The sequence below is a fragment of the Nocardia sp. NPDC127526 genome, assembly GCF_042672265.1.
Classification (GTDB): Bacteria; Actinomycetota; Actinomycetes; order Mycobacteriales; family Mycobacteriaceae; genus Nocardia.
Window position 1 is genome coordinate 39,438 of record NZ_JBHXVO010000009.1, and the last position, 15,982, is coordinate 55,419.

The following is a 15,982-nucleotide window of genomic DNA, read 5'->3' on the forward strand; positions in this document are numbered from 1 at the left end:
ACGCTACGGCTTCGGGGCTGCCGGCGAGGAGACCGTCACCGTGCCCGCCACGATATCGGCCTGCAATTGCTTCAGTTCCTGCTTCAGCGCGTCGGGGACCTTGCTGTCGAAGTCGTAGAACGGCGCCAGCGCGACACCCTGATTGTTCAGCGTGCCCACATAGCGGCCGTCCTTGGCGCCGCCGGTGAAGGCATTGTCGATGGCCACCCGGATCGCCGAGGAGATGTCCTTCATGGACGAGGACAGCATGATCTGCTTGTACTCCGGAACCGCCTGGTAGCCGTCGGAATCCACCCAGATCATGCTGGCATTGCCGGCGTCCTTGATGGCCGAGGCGCCACCGAGGCCGACCGGCCCGGCGACCGGGTGGATCACATCGGCGCCCTGGGCGAGGAAGTTCTCGGTCAGCGACCGGCCGGCGCTGGTGTCGTCGAAATTGCCGGTGAACGAGCCCTTCTGGGCCTGGGTGTCCCAGCCGAGGACCGTGGTCGTGGTGTTGTGCGCCTGGTTGTACTTGGCGACACCCGCGGCGAAACCGTCCATGAAGATGGTGACCGCCGGAATCTGCATACCGCCCCAGGTGGCGACCTTCCCGCTCTTCGTGGTGCCGGCCGCGAGGTAGCCCGCCAGGTACGAGGACTGGGCCGCGTTGAACTCCATCGAGTACACATTGGGCAGGTCGACGTGGGAGTCCACGATCGCGAAGCGCTTGTCCGGATTCTCCTTGGCGACCGTGGCGACCGCATCCGCCATCAGGCCGCCGACCCCGATGACCAGACCGCAGTCCGCGTCATCGGCGGAGGCCCGCAGGTTGGGCTCGTAGTCCGCGGTGCTGTTGGACTGCCGGTAGCTGCCGGAGATCTCCTTGTTGGCGTCGACGGCCGCCTTCACGCCGTTCCAGCCGGATTCATTGAACGACTTGTCGTCCACGCCGCCCGCATCGGTCACCATGCAGGCCCGGAACCGCGTGTCGGCGGCGCCGTAGACATTGCCGGATCCCTTCGAGCCCTGGTCGGCCGGGGGCGAACCGCAGGCGGACAGCAGCGCGAGCGCGATGGCGACACCGCCGGCGATGACGGTTCTCGAGGCAGTGGCAGATCTCATCTGCTCACATTTACCCGATCTCCGGTTTGCTGGATTGAGTTTGAAACATTGATTTACAGAAAGTCGGCTTGCCGGGCGGGTGCACCGCCGTCGACCGGGGCTCCGCGGCGGCCGGGCGCCGGCGGCCGTCATCACATCACTAATCGATCATCGGGTGCTCTTTCGGCAATCATCGCCGGCCGCGTCGAACTGTAACCCGTTTTACGCTGATCGGGACCGCCTTCGACCGCACCGCGTCACGCTAATCGTGGCTGAATAGCCTTGGGGGACAAGATGTCTCGTGCGGCAGGTGCGGCCGATCCACGACCGATTGGGATATCGAATGAAATTCCGCAGCACCACCGCGGCTGCCGTACTGGTTGTCGGCGCGCTGACCGCCGGTCTGGGGACCGCGCATGCCGAGCCCGCAGCCCCCGCAGCCCCCGCCGATCCGGGGATCAAATACTCCCTCAAGGTGGTCGACAAGACGGTTGTCGCCGCGCTGCGGGGCGCGAAGTTCACGGTGAGCGAGCAGGACGGCGCGACCCCCGACGCCCCGAAGACCCAGGTCGCCAACATCATGGACGAGAACGGCGCGACGGTGGTGTCGATGCCGCTCGACTACCGGATCGGGGACGTCCAGGTCCCGATCACGGCGGTCACGAAGAACGACGACACGGTTCTCGAGATCACCCCGGCGAAGCCGGAGGGGGTGCAGATCCCCACGCAGCCGCTCGCGGTCAAACCGATCGCCTCGCCGGCGGAGGATCAGAAGGCGCTGAACGAATTCAGCGGCAAGCTCTCGGTCGCCGGTCAAGTCGGCGCACTGGTCGGCAGCATTATCGGGTTCATCGTCGGCTGCGTCGCCACCATCATGGTCGGCTGCATCCCGGGCGGAGTCGCCGGTGTGCCCGCGGGCGGCATTATCGGCGGCCTGGTCGCGGGCGGCCCGACCCTGGTCGCCGCGGGCATCGACCTGCTGAACACCTGGCAGGCCGCCCCGGGCACCTCCAAGTGGGCCGACCCCCAGCCCCAGCCCGCCCCGCAGAACTGACCGCACGCCGCCGCGAACGGCGAAGACTGTCCGAGAAGCCCTCCGGAAACACGGAGGGCTTCTCCGTTTCGACCAGCGTCGGCGGAAGGCCATCGAATAGGGCATTCATCGGATAGTGCGGTCCCCGGCCCGCGCCATACGTTGAAGCCGCAGCGCGGGATAGTCGAATCCATTTCCGGAACAGTGCTTTCGGGCCGCTGAGCTGGAGGTATCCGCCGATCATGACACGCATGCCCGAATCCTGCGCCACTCCGCTTCGCCGGGGAATCCAGGGGAGGACCACCGCCCACCGTCTCGCGGCGGTACTGGGTGTCGCGGCCATAGCGCTCACGGCCTGTGCCACCGACTCGACGGGCGGCGCACCGGCCCCGGGCGGGACCACCTCGGTGAAGAGCACCCCCGGTGCACCCACGACCGTCCAGGACGACAGTGGCGCGGCCGCACCGGATCCCACCGAAGCCGACACCGGCACCACCGCCCCCGGCAGTCCCGCAGCATCAGCCGTGGATTCCCCGGCCGGCACCTCCTGGGACCCTTGTTCGCTCCCCGAATCAGACCTCGCCGCAGCGGGATTGGATACTTCCACCGAGACGCGAGTATCCGGTTCGAAGTACCCGGCCTGCACCTGGCAATCCACCGACGGAACCTTCGAAACGACCATCGTGGCCTCCGGCGATTCGATGGACGCGGTCCTCGAGCCCGGCACCTTCCACGACCTCAGGCGCACCGAGTACTACGGCCGCCAGATGGTCGTATTCCGCTCGGTAGCCGACTCCAACCAACTCGGCTGCCACATCGCCACCCCGGCCGGATCCGGCAGCATCGTCTTCACCGTCCGCCGCGCGAAAGCCGGCACGGCCAATGCCTGCCACGACGTCCAGCGAGTCGGCGCCGCCCTGTTCAACTCCCTGCCCTGACCGACCAGCGCGTCAGAGAGGTTTGCAGATGATGGAGGCGAAGCCGATCCGGTCCGCGCGCATCTTCCGATAGACCGAGTTCCGGAAGTTCGGGCGCATCAGGTCGAGCACGAATCCCGCCAGTGTGCCGGGTAGCCGCACCTGGTTGATGAAGACGTACGGGCTGGTGTCGATGGGGCCGAGCAGTGCGATGTCGTCCACCTCGGCGTCATGGGTGAACCAGCCGGCGACGGAGTCGAAGTATCGCAGCGCGCGGTCCGGGTCGTCGGAGGTGAAGTGGTTGAACAGGAAGGTGCCCGACGGCGAGCGGTCGATGTCGCCGAGGCGGCGGATATTGCGAGCGGCCATGACGAAGTCGGGGTTCAGCTGCTGAAACGCCGGAGCGGCTTGCACTTCCGCGATCGTGTCCGGTGTGGTGGTCTCGATCAGGACGATCACGTCGAAGCGGGGGCTCTCCACGAACGGCTGGATCGCGACCGCCCGGTAGACCGTGGCCCCGATCACCTCATCGAGCGCCTTCAGCTGCTGGGTCAGATCCCGGTACCGGCTCAATGCCTGGCGTCGCCGGGAACTGCGGGGCACGAAGGGAACTCGGCGCGGTGGGTCCACGCGGAATCCGGCATAGAGGTAGCCGTAGGGGGAGGTCTCGACGTACGGCGCGGGCGGGTTCGTGTGTGTCCGCTGGTTGGTGCTCATGGGGTCCTTCTTTCGGGTATAAAATAATCGATCGATCGATTAATTCTATCTCCGCCGAAGGAGGCATGGAAGCCCGATGACGACACCACGGCGCGGGCCGGGCCGGCCGCGAAAAGTGGACGCCGGCGATACCAAAGCCGCCCTCATGTCCGCCGCCCTGCGGCTGTTCGCCCGCAACGGCTACGCGGGAACCTCGATCCGGTCCATCGCGCGCGAGGTCGGATTGAGCGAGAGCGTCCTCTACGCGCACTTCGCCGGCAAACAAGCGATATTCGATGCGGTCCTATCCGCGCTCGGCCCCAAGAACCCGCTGGACATCACGGCCCTCGGCTCCTCCGCCCCCGCCGAGGACGACCCGCCCCACTACCTCCGCGAACTCGTGCGCGCTTCGCTCGAGGAATGGGAGCAAGACGACGCCAGGCTGCTGATCAGCATGATGGCTCGCGACGGCCTGCTGCACAGCTCCGCCGTGCGCGATGCCGTCTCTGCCATGAGAACCCAGGTGAGCCTGCTGTTCGACCGCTGGATCACCGCCGGCCTGATCCCGGCGGATCTCGCCGCCCCGGAAGACCTCGCCATGTCCTTCACCGGCTTCATCGGCCTGACCCGCATCCTGCACCTGCACGCCGAGGCAACGGACCAGGATCGCGCGCAGGCCCGCGACGAGATCCGCCGCCACACCGAGACCTTCATCCGGGTCACCTTCCGGGACTGACATCGGGTGCTATGGGTTTTCGTCGATGATCTCGCCGGTGAGCGCGGACGCCTCCAGCATCAATGCCTCGGTGGCGTCGACGAGCGGGACGCCTTGCGCGGCGGCGATCGCGGCCAGCATGTTCTCGGCGCGGTCCCAGCGCCAGGTGTCGAGGTAGGTGCCGTCCTCGAGCCGGGTGAGCCGGGTTTCGGTCAAGCCCGGATTGGCGAGACGGATGCCGTCGATGAGAGTTCTCCGTTGTGCCAACAGGTTTTCGAGATCGGCACGGGCTACTCGGAATCTGTGCATTCTGACCACGGCCATACCAGCGCTCTCGCTCCTTCGGGTCTTGTCGTGCGGACGAGAACCAGCCTCACATCGGCGGCGGGCGGAGAGAAGTGTGCCGGGCACCGATCGTGCATGCATCCGGCAGCGTGGAACCGTGCAGAATGCACGAGTCAGCAGGGCACCGCGGCCTCGAGACGGAACTCGCCATCGCTGGTCGAGGTCGTGAAGGACCCGCCCGCACCGAGCACCCGGGCGCGCATGTTCCGCAAGCCCTGTCCCGACCCGTCCGCCGCCGTCGCGCACACACCGTCGTTGTGAATATTCAGCTGTACATTCTGATTTCGGCTTCGACAGTAGATCTCGACGCGCGTCGCGGTGCTGTGGCGCAGCACATTGGTCACCGCCTCCCGGACGACCGGAGCGAGCACGGTGTCGGCCCGTTCCGGCAGATCGTCGTCGTAGTCGACGCTGACGTTCGCAATGGCGGTGGCGAGTATCGCTCGGGCCGAATCGAATTCGCGCCGTAGCGAGAGGGCGGCGCGATCGTCGGTGAGGGCGAGCGCCTCGAATTGCGCATCGGCCGCGATGCGCAGGGCCTGGTCGATCTCGGATGCCGCGCGGCGCGGGTCTCGCGAGATCAGTTCGCCGATGAGATCGCATTTCAGCGCCAGCACGGCCAGCGTCAAACCGAGCAGATCGTGGATATCGCGAGCCAGGCGCAGGCGTTCGAGTTGTGCTGTCCGAGCGGCCAGCTCGGTTCGTGACCGGTTCAGCTGCACCGAAAGCTGGTGGAATCGAGAGAGTCCGAAGAGAACCAGAGTCGTCTGCAGAGCGAGCAGAACCCAGCCGGTTCGGTCTGTCAGCGCGCCGGTCGGTTCGGTGAAAACCGCGCGCAGCGCGAAGAACCCGACCGCTGCGACCGCCCAGGACAGGCGCTCGCGCAGCAGCGCGGCCGCGGCGAGCAGGCTCAGCCACGAGCACCAGGCCGGACCGAGCCACAGCAGCGGAATCAGGGCGAGCGTCAGCTGAGCCCACAGCAGCGGCACGGCGAAGCGCACCCAGACGACCTGCGCCAGTAGTAGCGCGGAGAAGGCGAGCCCACCGGCGGCGTTCAACACCTGGTACTGCGGGACCTCCATGACCTGATTGGCGCTGATCGCCAGCAGGCTCGCCACCAGTGCGATCAGTGTCAGCCGGGGAGCCAATCGCGCCACCGGCGCGCGGTCTCTGGCGGGCCGGTCGAGATCATGCTGGGCCGCCGCGATGCGGCGCATCATGGCGACGATCGTGCGCGTACGGTCGGCCACATCGTCGGCCGTGCGAATCGCTCGGTCCGGCGAATCCGCCATATCGCGTCGCACCAGGTACAGGCGGTCCGTCACCACGAGGAGCTGTTCACCCAGCCCGGCACGGAGGTCCCGCGCGACGCGGAATCGCTCCTCGGCGCGAATGACTCGTGTCAGGTCCTCCTGTGTCGAGCCCAGTTGGTCGACCAGGTCCGGCAACCTCAGCAGGCTACTGAGCACCAGGCCGACGGCGGCTGTCCCGACAGCGGCGTGCAGGTACGCCGTGCCGCTCGCATGCAGCCCATGGTCGAGGGGGCCGGCCGCCAAGGTCACCACGCCGAAAGCGAACCACCGCGAGCGCCGTCCGGGCGCCAGGGCGATGGTGGCGGCCAGCAGGCCGTCGAGATCGACTGCGGCCGAGCCGAGGACCGCGATCGGCAGGTAGGTCGCCGCGACCTGCGCGACCAGGACGGGCCGGGTCGGGCCCGGCCACCGATGTGCCATGACCAGCAAGGCGGCCTGCGCGAGGGCGCAGCAGGCAGTAGCAATGCCGTTCCCGCCGAAAACCACCGGGAGGACGCACGGGACCAGGAACAGGTACCCGATCGACCTGGAGAGCAACGACACGCGATGATTGCATACCGTTCGGCCTGTCCTTAGCAAATTGAACAGCTCATGGGGGCAGGCCGCGGTGAGGAGAGGTATCAGATGATCAGAATACTGATCGCCGAGGACATGCGACTGCTGCGCGAAACCCTGGTGGCGTCACTGGAATTGGAGGACGACCTTGTGGTGGCCGCTGTTCTGGAGGAGGGCGGATCCATTGCGGCCACGGTGGCCGCCGAGAACATCGATCTTGCCATCCTCGATATCGATCTGCCGGGCAAGGACGGACTCACCGCCGCCGCCGAGATCCGCCGCGACCACCCGGAATGCCGGGTGCTGGTGCTGACCTCGCTGGCGAGTCCCGGCCACCTCAAGCGCGCCATCGATATCGGCGTCTCCGGATTCGTGCTCAAGGACAGCTCACGCCGGGATCTGCTGCGCGCGGTCCGTACCGTCGCGGCCGGCGGCAGCATCCTCGATCCCGGACTGGCCTTCACGACCCTGCGCGGCCCGGCAAACCCGCTGACCGACCGCGAGATCGATGTCCTGCGCTGCCTCGCCAGCGGCGCCGACCCGAAACAGATCGCCGCGCAACTGCATCTGTCCTACGGCACGGTCCGCAACTACCTCGCCGCCGCGGCGGCCAAACTGCAGGCGCGTACCCGAGTCGACGCCGTGCGCATCGCGCAGCAAGCCGGCTGGCTCTGATCCCCGCGCAATGTGCACCGACGAGCCATGCGTTTTGCACGGCTCGGCACTATCGAATGCATGTCGAGATCATGACTCGGCGCACTACAGCGCGCTGTCCCGCGATGTGACGCTTTTCCTTGTTCGAAAACGGACGCCGAGGCGCCTGCCTCGGCTTGCAAAGGAATGGTCTCTCATGAACATCGCGTACCACGTCGTCGGAGTCGTCGCGGCCCTGTGGGTCGGTTTCTCCGGCTTCTCCCTGTTCACCAAGAAGCAGTTCGTGGTCGAACCGCTCCAGCAGTACAACGTCCCCGAGTCCTGGTGGAACTGGCTGGCTCTGGCGAAATCCGCGGGCGCCCTCGGTCTGATCGTCGGCTTCGTCATCCCCCCGATCGGCATCGCCGCCGCGTTCTGCCTCATCGCCTACTTCCTGCTCGCCTCGGCCACGTCCATCCGGGCCGGTCACGCGGGATCGGCCATCTTCCCGGTGCTCTACCTTGTCCCCGCCGCTGCGACGGTGGCCCTCCAGTTCGCCAAGTGACGCCTGTTCGAGCTGCGCCAACGAAGGGAACGACATGCCGAAAGCGGTCATAGTCGGTGGTGGCATCGGCGGTCTGGCGACCGCCGTCGCGTTCACGCGCCGGGGCTGGGAGGTCGAGGTACTGGAGCGATCGGCCCGGATCGCGGAGGTTGGGGCGGGATTATCACTGTGGCCCAACGCATTTCGGGCATTGGATGAGCTGGGCCTGGGTGCCGAGATCCGCGGCCGGGCACAAGAGGAAGGCTCCGCGGGGATTCGGGACAACACGGGGCGTTGGCTTTCCCGGACCGACATCGAGGCCGTCCGGGTCCGATACGGCAGTCCGCTCCTGATGCATCGCGCCGACCTGCTCGATATCCTGCGTGCATCGATACCGGAATATGCTGTGCGGACTGGGATTTCGGTATCCGCGGTGCGGGCGGACGGCACCGCGGAGCACTCGGCGGGGACCTCGGCCGGGGATGTGGTCGTGGGCGCCGACGGTATTCGCAGTGTGGTGCGACGCGCGGTCTGCGGCGCGATCGAACCCCGCTACAGCGGATACACCGCATGGCGAGTGGTGGTCGACCCCCGCGAGCCGGTCGGCGATATGGGGGAAAGCTGGGGTCGGGGCGAGCGCTTCGGCTACGGCACCCTCCCGGACGGCAGGGTCTACTGCTTCGCCACGGCCGACATGGCCGCGGGAACCGCGGGCGGTGGGCTATCGGAAATGCGCGCCCGGTTCGGTTCCTGGCACGAGCCGATCCCCGCGCTGCTGGCGGCGGCCGACGACACCGCGATCCTGAAGCATGATCTCTACGACTTGCCGCCCCTGAAAACCTATGTCGCGGGACGGATCGCACTGCTCGGTGACGCCGCGCACGCGATGACCCCGAACCTGGGTCAAGGCGCCTGCCAGGCGCTCGAGGATGCGGTCGTGCTGGCCCGGGTCGCGGCCGAGGACGGCGATCTGACACGCTACGACGCGCAGCGCAGGCCGCGCACTCAGATGATCGTCAAGCGTTCCCGTGTCATCGGTGCCGTCGGTCAGCTCTCTTCGCCCGTGGCGGTGCTGGCGCGCAACGCACTACTGCGGTTGACCCCGTCCTCGGTGCAGTTGAAATCACTCGCCCCCGTCCTCGACTGGGAGGGCTGACGGGAAGCAACCCGCGGATCTGCGGCAAGTGGCGCCGGCACGGGTTTCGCCCCGGCGGACTGTGGAAAGCTGGGGACGTGAATCTCCTGACGGATGCCACCTCGCCGTACCTGCGTCAGCACGCCGACAACCCCGTGCATTGGCGGGAATGGAACGAGGGCGCGCTGGCGGAAGCACGGGAGCGGGATGTGCCGATCCTGCTGTCCATCGGGTACGCGAGTTGCCACTGGTGCCACGTGATGGTTTAAGGTTACTAGCTGCATTTACGCAGGTAGATTTCGTATTTGGACGGTCCGGGTGTGCAGTCAGGGCGATTCGAACGGCATCCACGACCGGTCGAGCGCGGTCGCAGGTTCGGTTCATCGGCGGGGCACGATATGGAAGGGAACAACACCGACCGGCATCTTCTTGTCGGAAAGCTGGTCATCGAAGCCGATTTCACCCTGAGCAGCAGCAAGGGCTAGGAGGTCGTCGGCGCGACTTCCTAGACGGTGTGCGGCGGAATGCGGGTTCGGGTGGGCTATCTATGTCTGGCGTGATGCCTGCCATTCAGACATCCTGAAATCTATAGCCGAGTTGAGTGTATGGCAGGCTGATCTGTCACTCCTGGGCCGCCGCCGATTCATCAGCGGGGCTGGGATGCGGCCCTCGATTGGGCGTTCTCGTTGCGAAGCACGAACTTGCCGGGGACGCCATTTTCCTTGTCCTTGAACGCTTGTGGCGCATCGGTGAGGGGGTAGAGGACGGGGGCGGGGAGAGTGATCTCACCGGCGGCGAGGCTGCGGGCCAATTCGATGAGCTGGGTGCGATTCGGTTCCACGATGAAGTAGACGGCGCGACCGGCAGGAGGTTGGGTTGCGGGCGGAGCGGCGATGGAGACGAGCGTGCCGCCCGGTGCGACGAGCGCGGTGGATTGGGCCAGGATCTCGCCGCCGATCATGTCGAAGACCAGGTCGGCGGTGCCATTGAGCGCGGCCAGGGGTTGCTCGGCCAGATCGAGGAATGTTGTTGCGCCGCAGTCCACTACGAGTTTCCGGTCGTGCGCGCGACCGGTGCCGATCACCTCCGCGCCTGCGTTGCGGGCTATTTGGACTGCCAGCTGGCCGACCGCGCCGCCTGCCCCGTGGATCACCACGCGCTGGCCTGCGGTGAGTCCGCCGTGGACCATCAGCGCCTGCCAGGCGGTCAGGCCGGACATGGGCAGCGCGGCCGCCTGGGTGTGCTCGACTCCGTCCGGCACCAGGGCGAGGTCGCGGGCTTCGACGGCGACGTATTCGGCGGCGGCGCCGTCGCGGTAGCGGTCGATCATGCCGAAGACGCGGTCGCCGACGCGCAGATCGCTGGGGTTGGTGCCGAATCCGAGTTCGACCACCACGCCGGAGACGTCGCGGGCCGGGATGGCGGGCGAGCGGTCTCGTCCGGCGCGGTCCACATAGGTGGGCTCCCAGTCCAATTCGCCGGGGGTGAACGCGGCGGCGTGCACCTCGATGATGACGTCGCCGACCGAGGCGCGGGGGTAGGGCGTGGTCTCGATCATCATCTCGGCCGCGCGGCCGGGCCGGGGCATGCGGGCGGCGTTCATGGTTGTGCGGGACATTGTTTCTCCAGATCGATTGTGGTGTAGCGATTTCCGGTCGTGGGTGTCAGCGGGACAGCCACCCGGCGAAGCGGTTCGTCAGGAAGGGCATGATGCCCCATACCATGGCCGCGACCGCCACCGGCAGAATGCAGGCCAGCCGCAGGGGCGTCGGGAAGCCCTCCAGCAGCGGGGCGGTCACGGTGATCAGCACCGTCAGCATCGGGTAGGGCCCGATCAGGGTCAGCAGCCAGAACTTCCACTTCGGCGGGTGCGCGGCCCCCCCGCTGCCCGTCGCGTCATCCCGTCCCGCCCGAATTTCCCCGCTCGCCGACATGGCCGTTCCTCTCCTCTGGTTTCGCTTTCATGACGTAGACGAGGCAGCTAGCGCAGGTGTGACAGTGCGCCCCCTGTGGCCGGCTTCAGCCGAGGACCGGGAAGTTGCTGCGCAGCACACTCTGGGGATCGTGCTGCTGTTTGATCTCGCGCAGCCTGGCGAGGGCGGGTTCGGGGAAGGCGTTCGCTGCCCGTTCATTGGGGTTCAGGAAGCCGAATGGCTTGTGGCCGGTCGCACGGTCGCCGAGCGCGTCGACCAACTTCTGCTGCTGGTCGGCGATGTCGCTGGTGATCTCGGTAGTGAGCGGCAGCCCGAACAGGTAGAGCAGATAGGGTTGGGCGATCGGGCCCTGCGGGGTGCTCGACGGCCGGGTGAGCGCGCCGCCCAGATGACGCAGCTGCACCAGCAGCAGCGGTGAGATCGGTTCCGCCAGTAGTGCTTTGACGGCGACGTCATCGAGATCGGTGAGCAGTTCCGCGCGTGAGCTGCCCGGTCCGGGATCGGTCGGATCGTTGGAGACCGCGCCGAGTTCGGCGACCGGTAGCGTGCGCAGGCTCTCCGCCAGCGGCGCACCGACAGCGGTGAAGGGGCGCAACAGCTCTCGCGCTTCCTCGGCCCGGCCCAGATAGGTGGCCTCAACCGACACCATGGGCGCCGAGCCGGGGAAGTGCACCAGATCCAGCCACACGCTCAGCTCGTCCGGCGCGGTCGCGGTGATTTCCCGGAAGGCGTGCACGGCCGCGGCGGTGTGCTCCGCGGGCCACAGCAGGTTGCCGCCGAACAGATCCGGCGCAGGATGCAGATCGAATTCAATGGCGGTGACGATGGCGAAGTCGCCGCCGCCACCACGCAATGCCCAGAACAGGTCCGGATTGATCTCGGCTGTTGCGCGCGCCCGGGTGCCGTCGGCGGTGACGACGTCGAACGCGGTGACGCTGTCGGCCGCCCACCCGTAGCGTCGTGAGAACCAGCTGAGCCCGCCGCCGAGGGTGTATCCTGCGACGCTCACCACCGGTGAGCTGCCCGCGAGCCCGGTCAGGCCGTACGGACCGGCCTCGGCCAGCACCGCGCCCCAGGTGACACCGGCGCCGACGCGTGCCGTGCGCGCGAGGGAGTCGACGCTCAACTCGGTGAGCCGGTTGGTGCGCAGCAGGATGACACCATCGGTGTCGCCGCTCGCGCCGTGCCCGCTCGGTTGCGCCGCGACGGTCAACCCGCGCTCGGCCGCATAGCGCACCAGCGCGGCCACATCCTCGGCGTCGGCGGCCTCGACGACCGCGAGGGCGGATTGCTTGACGGCCCGGTTCCATGGCAGCCGTGCCTGGTCGAAGCCCGCGTCCTCAGCCAGCAGCACGCTGCCGCGCACGGCGGCGCGCAGGTCGGAGAGTTGTCCCATGGTGGTGATTCCTTGTTCGGAGAGGGCTCGACACCGGACGTGAGCGTGACGAATTACGCCCGGCGAGAGGCGTGGTGCGATCGGGTATGGACGCGGACAGCTGCGCCGTCCTCGCCAGAACGTAACGTAACGTAACGTTCTGAGGCAGCAGTATTGGGCACCCCGGACCTCTTGTCAAAACGAAACGTTACGTTCCTGAGTTAGGCTGCCCACATGTCCGAACGCAGCGCCCGGTCCAGGGCAACCATCCTGAAGGCGGCGCGCGAGCTGGTTCAGGAACGTGGCTACGGCGCGGTGTCCATGGACGGGATCGCGGCCAGGGCCCGGGTCGGCAAGCCGACGCTGTACCGGTGGTGGCCGTCGAAGGCGGCGCTGATCCTGGCCGCGGCACTCGAGGAAGCGGGCGAGGTCTTCGTGGTGCCCGACACCGGCGATATCCGCGCCGATCTGAGCACCCTCGTGGTGCGGGCCTGCGAGGTCCTCGGGGATGACGACCTGCGCCCGCTCTTCGCCGGGGTGGTCGGCGCGGCGCAGAGCGATCCACCGACGAACGCCGCGGTCAAGGAAATTCACCACGCGCTGCGCGGCCCGAACCAGGAGCGCATCATCGCCGCGCAGCTCGCGGGCGAGCTGCCGCAGGGCGATCCCGAGCTGCTGGAGGACATGCTGGTCGGGGCCATGTGGTACCGCACGCTGATCACCGGCGGGCCGATCGATCGCGCCTTCGCCGATACGGTGGTCGCCAAGGTTCTCGGCGAACCGACCACATAGCCGAAACCGCCCGACCCGCAACTCCCGCAACCGAATTCCCGCCGTCGATAGCGGGTCCGACCGTCGGTGTGCTCGCAATCCGCGTGATCATGGCTGGAAGATTCCTCCACTACCTCGTGCGCCGTGTCCCAATCAGAAGTAGTGCCACAGCGAGCGGTGAACAATGCCCGAATCGGCAATGGTCGTTACGCACGGCGCAATGATCGGATGCCGACTCCTCGGGGAACGCGTCGACCCGCGCGCATGCCAGTGGCAGTGGGCAGCGCCGTGAATCACAACGGTTGAGACACACCGACTTTCACCGCCGCAGCGTTGAACGCCCGAACGCACGCGGTTTCTCTGCATGCGCGCCAGGCAAAGCCTCGTTCAATGGGTGGGGCGTCCTCGATCGGCAGGTACACGACATCCGGGCGCGGGTGATACCGGATCGCCTGCGCGCCGAGGATGAACGCGCCTTCGCCCGCCCCGACCCGGGTCAGGATCTCCTCACCGCTGTAGGCCACCCCGCAGTGCGCGATCGGCCGACCGCCCGGCGTCTGTCGGGGCGCGCGATCCTCGACCATCGCCGCCGGTAGCGACCCGGGCATGCGAAACAGACCGACCTCGGCCAGATCCTCGGTGGTAATCGACTCCCGAGCCGCGAGCGGATGCCGCGCCGACACCGCCAGCATCCGCCCCTCGCTGATGAGTACCGGCCCGATGACGAAATCGGGCTCGCCCACCGGCCTCCCGATCAGCACCATGTCGTACCGATCGCTGCGCCATCCGGTGACCCCGTCGCTCATGTGCAGTTCGCGAATCCGCACCTCCACACCGGGGTGATCCACCCGGAACCGCTGGGCCACAGCCAGAATCATCCGCCCCGCACCCGGGCTCCCGAATCCGATGCTGAGCACACCCTCGATCCCGCGCCCAGCCCGTACCGCCTGCTTCACGGCCTGCTGAATCTGATCGCATCCCGGCCGCAACTCCTCCAGCAGTCGCCGCCCTATCGGCGTCAGCGCCACCTGCCGACTGCTGCGCTCGAACAGGGGCGCACCGATCCTGCGCTCGACCGACTGCAGGGTCCGGCTCACCCGGCTGGGCGAGACCCGCAACCGGTCGGCCGCCCGCCCGAAATGCAGTTCCTCACCCAATGTCAGCAGCACTTCGACCTCATGCCGCTCCACGGCACCGCTCCCGATCCATGTCCGCGGAATCGTTGCGCGAGCCGAAACGACCATTGCCGATTCCATCGTTGTTGCGCGCCAACGCCGTTGCTACTTCTTGACCTCGGTATCTGTTCCATCCCCCGGAGGAATTCCCCCACCCATGCTCACCCCCATCGCCTACGGGCTTGCCGCCATCCTGGTCGTTTTCATTCAGCTGGTCGGGCTTCGCTTCCTGCTGCAACCCCAGGCCGCAGCCACCGGATACGGCGTCCCCGCAAAGCTCGACGGCGACTCCGCCTACCTCACGATCAAAGGCTTGCGCGACATCACCTCCGGTGTCATCGGCGCAGCCCTGCTGCTTTTCGCCGACGCCGACGCCGTGGCCTGGTACATGCTGGCCGTAGCCCTCACCCCATTCGGCGACACCATCATCGTGCTCCGCCACGGCGGCACCAAAGCCGCGGCCTTCGGCATCCACTTCGCGACAGCCGTGATCGTCGTGCTCAGCGCCGCCCTGCTCTTCGCAGCCTGATTCCCGGAGCTCGTCGTGCAGAAAATCTATTACGCCGCACACACTTACATGATCGCCGGTCTCATCAGCGGACTGTTCTACCGCGAATTCACCAAACTCGAGAACTACACCGGCGACACCCAGCTCTCCATCGTCCATGCACACCTGCTCGCCCTCGGCATGCTCTTCCACCTCATCCTGCTCGTCCTGGAAAAACAGTTCGCACTCTCGGCGAGCCCCCTGTTCACCTGGTCCTACTGGACCTACAACGCCGGAGTGACCCTCACCGTCACCCTCATGACCATCCACGGCTGCCGGACCGTCCTCGGCCACGAAACAGGCGCCACAACAAGCGCTCTCGCCGGCCTCGGCCACGTCGTCCTCACCATCGGCCTGATCCTGTTCTTCATCAACCTCGGCAAGCGAATCACCGAACACAACGGCCGTCCTTCCTCGATCGCGATCCATGCACAGCAGGATGACGAGACGACCGCTCGAGGTGTGACAACGTAGCCTGCCGCTGACCGGGCGGTCCGGACAGGCTGCTGAGGCCCCTTCCGAAAATGCGCTCTGAGCCGGGGTGCTAGCTGACAGCAACCCCCTAGGATGCGAACCTGCGACACGCGACCTGCCCTTCTTGGTCACGCAGATCTGCCTGCGAAATCAGAACCATTGTCTGACCTGGACGAATGACGATTCCAGGAGCGCCCTCGGCAATGCGCACAGAATATGGGCAACTGGAAAGCGCCTGGTCATCGCGGATTTCTATCTGACAGTGCGGGTCCGCTAGCCATTTGTCTACGGCAAACGGCCGATCAGATGTGACGGTCCGGCGAATCAGGCCGCGCCGCCGACGAAAACGTGGGATTTCCGGTCGGGGCCATCGCCGGGCTGGTCAGGGCAGTGGATCGACGATACGAAGCTCGGCTGACGCGTAGTCGTAGGCGATGTTGATCACCTCTTCATCCGAGCCGAAGCGGACCGCGCGCAATACTCCGAGGCCGTCGATCATGGTGATCAAGGCGCGGTAGGCGAGTCGCCTGACGAGACAGCGGTTGGAGTTCGGCACGGATGGCTGCGGATTGGGCTCTGTTGAATAGCGACAACCTTGAGGGATTGTCGACTGAGCCCCGACCCGAAGGGCAGCGTAGTAAAAGGTTCGGGGCGGCTGAAGCGCCCAGGCTGGTGTCGTTCGGTTGGGGTTGGGGGTTGTTGAGGTGATGGCGCACTACTCTTCATGTGATGGCGCA

Annotated in this window: 18 protein-coding genes and 1 pseudogene; 10 read left to right on the top strand and 9 right to left on the bottom strand. The window is 66.8% G+C overall.

Going from position 1 to position 15,982, the window contains the following annotated elements; genetic code table 11:
* Window positions 1-3: 3 nt before the first annotated feature.
* Window positions 4-1,104: a BMP family protein gene (locus ACFVIV_RS17870; RefSeq protein ID WP_379197528.1), complete on the bottom strand. Its 1,101-nt coding sequence runs from the start codon at window positions 1,102-1,104 to the stop codon at window positions 4-6.
* A 322-nt stretch (window positions 1,105-1,426) separates the two neighbouring features.
* Here ACFVIV_RS17870 and ACFVIV_RS17875 point away from each other — a divergent pair, with 322 nt between their 5' ends.
* Together ACFVIV_RS17875 and ACFVIV_RS17880 are read left to right on the top strand one after the other, a co-directional pair.
* Window positions 1,427-2,137 carry a hypothetical protein gene (locus tag ACFVIV_RS17875; protein WP_379197529.1) on the top strand — a complete coding sequence of 237 codons (711 nt, stop codon included), beginning with the start codon at window positions 1,427-1,429 and terminating at the stop codon, window positions 2,135-2,137.
* Between the two features lie 221 nt (window positions 2,138-2,358).
* Entirely contained in the window at window positions 2,359-3,054 is a 696-nt protein-coding gene (locus ACFVIV_RS17880; protein WP_379197531.1) for a DUF3558 family protein, read from the top strand.
* Between the two features lie 12 nt (window positions 3,055-3,066).
* Here ACFVIV_RS17880 and ACFVIV_RS17885 read toward each other — a convergent pair whose 3' ends face one another.
* Window positions 3,067-3,750: a hypothetical protein gene (locus ACFVIV_RS17885; protein WP_379197533.1), complete on the bottom strand. Its 684-nt coding sequence runs from the start codon at window positions 3,748-3,750 to the stop codon at window positions 3,067-3,069.
* A gap of 76 nt (window positions 3,751-3,826) precedes the next feature.
* Between ACFVIV_RS17885 and ACFVIV_RS17890 the strand changes: the two genes are divergently transcribed.
* Window positions 3,827-4,465 carry a TetR/AcrR family transcriptional regulator gene (locus ACFVIV_RS17890; RefSeq protein ID WP_379197535.1) on the top strand — a complete coding sequence of 213 codons (639 nt, stop codon included), beginning with the start codon at window positions 3,827-3,829 and terminating at the stop codon, window positions 4,463-4,465.
* A gap of 9 nt (window positions 4,466-4,474) precedes the next feature.
* Here the strand turns inward: ACFVIV_RS17890 and ACFVIV_RS17895 are convergent, their stop codons facing one another.
* The gene (locus tag ACFVIV_RS17895) at window positions 4,475-4,768 is read right to left on the bottom strand and encodes a hypothetical protein (RefSeq protein ID WP_379197537.1); all 294 of its coding nucleotides are present in this window, start codon (window positions 4,766-4,768) and stop codon (window positions 4,475-4,477) included.
* Window positions 4,769-4,902: 134 nt separating this feature from the next.
* Window positions 4,903-6,645, bottom strand: coding sequence for a histidine kinase (locus ACFVIV_RS17900; RefSeq protein ID WP_379197539.1), 1,743 nt, complete (start codon window positions 6,643-6,645; stop codon window positions 4,903-4,905).
* An 81-nt stretch (window positions 6,646-6,726) separates the two neighbouring features.
* Between ACFVIV_RS17900 and ACFVIV_RS17905 the strand changes: the two genes are divergently transcribed.
* The 4 genes and pseudogenes from ACFVIV_RS17905 to ACFVIV_RS17920 form a co-directional block, all read left to right on the top strand.
* Window positions 6,727-7,332, top strand: coding sequence for a response regulator (locus tag ACFVIV_RS17905; protein ID WP_379197541.1), 606 nt, complete (start codon window positions 6,727-6,729; stop codon window positions 7,330-7,332).
* A 175-nt stretch (window positions 7,333-7,507) separates the two neighbouring features.
* Entirely contained in the window at window positions 7,508-7,855 is a 348-nt protein-coding gene (locus tag ACFVIV_RS17910; protein WP_379197543.1) for a DoxX family protein, read from the top strand.
* Complete coding sequence (locus ACFVIV_RS17915) at window positions 7,812-8,990, top strand: FAD-dependent monooxygenase (RefSeq protein WP_379197545.1); 1,179 nt, start codon at window positions 7,812-7,814, stop codon at window positions 8,988-8,990. The genes ACFVIV_RS17910 and ACFVIV_RS17915 overlap by 44 nt, the downstream gene beginning before the upstream one ends.
* Before the next feature lie 59 nt (window positions 8,991-9,049).
* Window positions 9,050-9,232: pseudogene (locus ACFVIV_RS17920) on the top strand (DUF255 domain-containing protein); the annotation flags it as partial.
* Window positions 9,233-9,615: 383 nt separating this feature from the next.
* On the opposite strand, the gene ACFVIV_RS17925 reads toward ACFVIV_RS17920, so the two are convergent.
* The 3 genes from ACFVIV_RS17925 to ACFVIV_RS17935 all read right to left on the bottom strand — a co-directional run bounded on the left by ACFVIV_RS17925 (window position 9,616) and on the right by ACFVIV_RS17935 (window position 12,299).
* Window positions 9,616-10,572: an NADP-dependent oxidoreductase gene (locus tag ACFVIV_RS17925; RefSeq protein ID WP_379197858.1), complete on the bottom strand. Its 957-nt coding sequence runs from the start codon at window positions 10,570-10,572 to the stop codon at window positions 9,616-9,618.
* Window positions 10,573-10,633: 61 nt separating this feature from the next.
* Window positions 10,634-10,903, bottom strand: coding sequence for a hypothetical protein (locus tag ACFVIV_RS17930; RefSeq protein WP_379197547.1), 270 nt, complete (start codon window positions 10,901-10,903; stop codon window positions 10,634-10,636).
* An 85-nt stretch (window positions 10,904-10,988) separates the two neighbouring features.
* Window positions 10,989-12,299, bottom strand: coding sequence for an FAD-binding oxidoreductase (locus ACFVIV_RS17935; RefSeq protein WP_379197549.1), 1,311 nt, complete (start codon window positions 12,297-12,299; stop codon window positions 10,989-10,991).
* A gap of 213 nt (window positions 12,300-12,512) precedes the next feature.
* On the opposite strand from ACFVIV_RS17935, the gene ACFVIV_RS17940 reads away from it, so the two are divergent.
* Complete coding sequence (locus tag ACFVIV_RS17940) at window positions 12,513-13,070, top strand: TetR/AcrR family transcriptional regulator (protein WP_379197551.1); 558 nt, start codon at window positions 12,513-12,515, stop codon at window positions 13,068-13,070.
* Window positions 13,071-13,342: 272 nt separating this feature from the next.
* On the opposite strand, the gene ACFVIV_RS17945 is transcribed toward ACFVIV_RS17940, so the two are convergent.
* Window positions 13,343-14,305: a LysR substrate-binding domain-containing protein gene (locus ACFVIV_RS17945; RefSeq protein ID WP_379197553.1), complete on the bottom strand. Its 963-nt coding sequence runs from the start codon at window positions 14,303-14,305 to the stop codon at window positions 13,343-13,345.
* A gap of 76 nt (window positions 14,306-14,381) precedes the next feature.
* Between ACFVIV_RS17945 and ACFVIV_RS17950 the strand changes: the two genes are divergently transcribed.
* Together ACFVIV_RS17950 and ACFVIV_RS17955 are read left to right on the top strand one after the other, a co-directional pair.
* Complete coding sequence (locus ACFVIV_RS17950; RefSeq protein ID WP_379197555.1) at window positions 14,382-14,753, top strand: DUF4267 domain-containing protein; 372 nt, start codon at window positions 14,382-14,384, stop codon at window positions 14,751-14,753.
* Window positions 14,754-14,768: 15 nt separating this feature from the next.
* Window positions 14,769-15,245: a DUF2871 domain-containing protein gene (locus ACFVIV_RS17955; protein ID WP_379197557.1), complete on the top strand. Its 477-nt coding sequence runs from the start codon at window positions 14,769-14,771 to the stop codon at window positions 15,243-15,245.
* 382 nt (window positions 15,246-15,627) lie between these two features.
* On the opposite strand, the gene ACFVIV_RS17960 is transcribed toward ACFVIV_RS17955, so the two are convergent.
* Window positions 15,628-15,801: a hypothetical protein gene (locus ACFVIV_RS17960; protein WP_379197559.1), complete on the bottom strand. Its 174-nt coding sequence runs from the start codon at window positions 15,799-15,801 to the stop codon at window positions 15,628-15,630.
* Window positions 15,802-15,982 lie beyond the last annotated feature (181 nt).